Annotated in this window: 5 protein-coding genes; all 5 read left to right on the forward strand. The window is 43.3% G+C overall.

The window, feature by feature from the left end; translation table 11 throughout:
- Window positions 1-185 (forward strand): hypothetical protein (locus WBA23_RS03520; protein ID WP_424580865.1); only part of this gene is annotated, 185 nt, incomplete at its 5' end.
- Window positions 124-774, forward strand: a complete 651-nt coding sequence (locus WBA23_RS03525; RefSeq protein WP_424580866.1) for a hypothetical protein — start codon at window positions 124-126, stop codon at window positions 772-774. The genes WBA23_RS03520 and WBA23_RS03525, both read left to right, overlap by 62 nt.
- A gap of 134 nt (window positions 775-908) precedes the next feature.
- Window positions 909-1784 (forward strand): alpha/beta fold hydrolase, encoded by an 876-nt coding sequence (locus tag WBA23_RS03530; RefSeq protein ID WP_424580867.1) that lies wholly within the window; start codon window positions 909-911, stop codon window positions 1782-1784.
- Window positions 1768-2160: a hypothetical protein gene (locus WBA23_RS03535; protein ID WP_424580868.1), complete on the forward strand. Its 393-nt coding sequence runs from the start codon at window positions 1768-1770 to the stop codon at window positions 2158-2160. Before WBA23_RS03530 ends, WBA23_RS03535 begins: the two co-directional genes overlap by 17 nt.
- A gap of 120 nt (window positions 2161-2280) precedes the next feature.
- Window positions 2281-3537: tetratricopeptide repeat protein (locus WBA23_RS03540; RefSeq protein ID WP_424580869.1), on the forward strand; the 1257-nt coding region annotated here is incomplete at its 3' end.

Here is a 3537-nt window from a genome sequence, read left to right on the forward strand (position 1 = left end):
TTTTTCAGAAGTTGCTGCAAAAACGTCCGCAATTTCATTTCAGGACGATTGCCCCACCCTGCTACAGTATGTTTGTAGTGTCAACTCAAGCACTATTTATTTCACCACTAAAAATCTTCAACAATGAAAAAGTTATTAATTGTCATTTTAACGATGGTTACGCTCAGTGCTTTGGCTCAGAGTAATCAAGAACTAAGTAAAGAAACCGATGTATCCCATAAGTATCGGATTAGTTTACCTTATTTTATTATTACAGATCCTATTGGAGGGGGCTGGAACGATCGAACAAGTACCCAAATGATAGAGCTTCATGTAAAACGCAACCTGGATGATAAGAACATCGTAGGTGTGAAGTTTGCCACCTGGCGATTGTTTCAACCCATGGGAATCCTGTGGTGGGATGGTCTTTTGGATAAGTTAGAAACAGAAAGTGAATTCTATCCGGGACATGTACGAGAAACCGGAATCGGAATTACCTATCAACGCATGTTATGGAAGGGACTATTTGCGACAGTTGAAGTTTTGCCCCAATTCAAAACCTACTTAGATGAGGGTGGTTCAAAAATTCAAAATGGATTCAAGTTGTACAATTCTTTTCATCTGGGGTATCATTTCGCTTTTGGGAAGAGTAAACGCTTTTTCGTAGAACCCCAAGTTCATTCTCAATTTTGGATGTTTGATACCAATACTCCGGAAGCGTTTAAAGCATTAGATGATAAGTGGAGAAACTATTTTCTCTTTGAACCCAATCTTTACTTAGGGGTGAAATTTTAATGAAAACGCTGCGAGCTTGTAAATGAAATTATGGTTTCTTATTGATAATCAGCACATTATTGGTTTTCCTGACCTACGCTGCTGAATTACCTTCCTTTTCAGATACAAACTCAGAAAGCATCAAGTAAAATCATATGTCAACGTTATTTGATTCACCCGAAGCAAGAAGGATTCTAGAGGCGCTCTACTACCAAAAGTTAGATGAGCTCGCCCTTTCCTACGAAAGTGTAAAAGTAGAAACAAGCTTTGGCGATACCAATGTGATCCTCACTGGTAAAAAGGATAATCCACCCCTGGTACTATTGCATGGCGCCAACGGCTGCGCGCCCATCGCCCTGGAAGCACTGAAGGGGCTGGAACAAAGTTTCCGTGTTTATGCTATTGATGTAATTGGTCAGCCTAACCTAAGTGCGAGTGCTCGCCCCTCTATGAAAGATCACACTTACGGCCAGTGGATGTATGAACTACTTTCCCGGTTCAGCATCCAGGATGCAGTGCTGGTCGGTATTTCGCTGGGTGGGTTTATTAGCTGGAAGACATTAGTGTACGACGAAAAAAGAATTGCTCAAGCCTACCTTATTGTTCCAGCCGGAATCGTGAAAGGCAATTCATGGACCGCCTTACGGAAAGTGTTTTTGCCCATAAAACTGTACCAGTGGCGAAAAAAGCAGTCCTACGTCCACGACTTTCTGCGGGAGCTATTTACCGAAGAAGATGCGTTCGCCTTGGCGTTTCTCTCGCAAGTATTTCTTCATTTTAATCAGGACTTTTCTTCTATTCCGCTTATCAGCCCAAAAGAAGCTCAGCAGATTACCACTCCACTACACATCATCGGAGCCGACCAAGACATACTTTTTCCGGGAGAAAAAATGATAAAACGAGCCAGAAAGCTATTTTCATCGCTAGAAAGTACGGCTTTACTAGAAAATTCCCGCCACGTTCCATTAACGGCAGATCATACTCAAATTGTAAACCTAATTACCAAGCAATATCATGGAATCGCAATTTAACCCTAACCTCGTAGGCAATGTCCTGCTCATTTTACTGGCCTTACTCGTTGTCTTCCATCTGCTGGTTATCATCGGTATTGTCCCCTACGGTATCGTTTGGGCGGGTAAAATCAATAGCCGAGTTCATTTACTGCGAATGGAATCAATTTCACTGGTGGTATTGGCCTTGGCTATCGTTTTGGTAGCATTACGCATGAAATACCTTACTTTTCTGAACTATCCGGCAGTAGTTAATGGCGGCATGTGGTTACTGTTTGCCTTCTTCTTACTTAATACCCTGGGAAATCTAACTGCTAAAAGTCCGATAGAGAAATACGGCTTTGGTACATTAACCATAGTGATGTCGCTGTGTTGTTTAGTCTTAGCTATTAGTTGATAAAGGCACCACAAGGTATATATAAATTCGCAATTGCGCTCTAATTTAGTATTTACCGCTACATGATCACTTGGTTTTGACATTTGTTGACTATCTTGGTTTCGCAATCCAGATACGCAAATGGCGATTCAGCAAAAATCTATTGCCGTACTACCCTTTATCAACCTCAGTGCCGACCCCGAAAATGAGTACTTCAGCGATGGTATCACCGAAGAGATTATCAACGCCCTTACCAAAGTAGAAAATCTGAAAGTCACGGCTCGTACTTCTTCATTTGCGTTCAAGGGTAAGGATCAAGATATTCGGGAGATTGCTCGCGTGCTAGGAGTTGCCAACGTGTTGGAGGGTAGTGTACGTAAAGTGGGTCAGCGAGTCCGAATTACCGCCCAATTAATTCAGGCTAGCGATGGTTTTCATCTGTGGTCGCGCAATTTCGACCGCGAACTAGCGGATATTTTTGCCCTTCAGGATGAAATTAGCTTACTGATTGCCGACCAGATTCGGGAGAATTTTGGTCACTTTGAATTGCAGGAGCACTTAGTAGAACCGCCCACGGCTAATTTGGAAGCTTACAACTGGTATCTGAAAGGAAGATACCATCAGCTAAAGTGGAACAATGATGATCTCCACAAATCGGTGGCTTGTTTCGAAAAAAGTGTAAAGCTAGACCCGACCTACGCTTTGGCCCACTTCGGTTTGGTGCAATCTTACGGCATTATGGCTACCTGGGCGTTCACCGAACCAACCTTGGCCATACAACGGGCTGGGGAGCACTTAGAGAAAGGGATGCACTACCAGCCTGATTTGCCGGAAGGGCATTATACTTTAGCTTCGGTAGAGTTCTGGAACTTCTGGAATTTTCAGAAAGGGCATGAGCACTATTCACGAGCGCTGAAGTTAAACCCAGCGTACACCGATGCTCACGTAGGTATTGCGGAATTATACACCGCAGTGGGCGAATTTGATTCAGCGATGGTGCACGCCGAAAAGGCATTAGATCTTAATCCGTTGTCAGCAACCCACCTTTTCACTAAAGGAAATATCTTTTATTATACCGGCCAATACACGGAAGCCATTGCCTACATGCATAAGATTCTGGAAATTGACTCTCAATGGAAATTAACATTTCCGGTCAGACTAGCTTCTTATATCCTACTAAAGGACCAGCAATCGCTGGATAGCCTGTTGGAAGCGCATCCGGATATACCTACTGCCCATCATTTACGAGCTTTGTATGACCGCCTACACCACGGTACCCAGGAGTGGAGCTACGAGACGGACCAAAATACTCCCACCTATTATCCCTGGGAGCTGTACTCATATATTTATAATGGGCAGGAAGATCAGGCGATGCAAAATCTAAGAGAGGGAATTAAG

Origin of the sequence: Tunicatimonas sp. (genome assembly GCF_049647865.1) — a bacterium.
In the GTDB taxonomy this organism is placed as follows: domain Bacteria; phylum Bacteroidota; class Bacteroidia; order Cytophagales; family Cyclobacteriaceae; genus Tunicatimonas.

Excerpts from the sequence above, each read along its gene's own strand:
- WBA23_RS03535 (WP_424580868.1), top strand. The coding sequence starts at position 1,768 with ATGGAATCGCAATTTAACCCTAACCTCGTAGGCAATGTCCTGCTCATT.
- WBA23_RS03530 (WP_424580867.1), top strand. The coding sequence starts at position 909 with ATGTCAACGTTATTTGATTCACCCGAAGCAAGAAGGATTCTAGAGGCG.
- WBA23_RS03525 (WP_424580866.1), top strand. The coding sequence starts at position 124 with ATGAAAAAGTTATTAATTGTCATTTTAACGATGGTTACGCTCAGTGCT.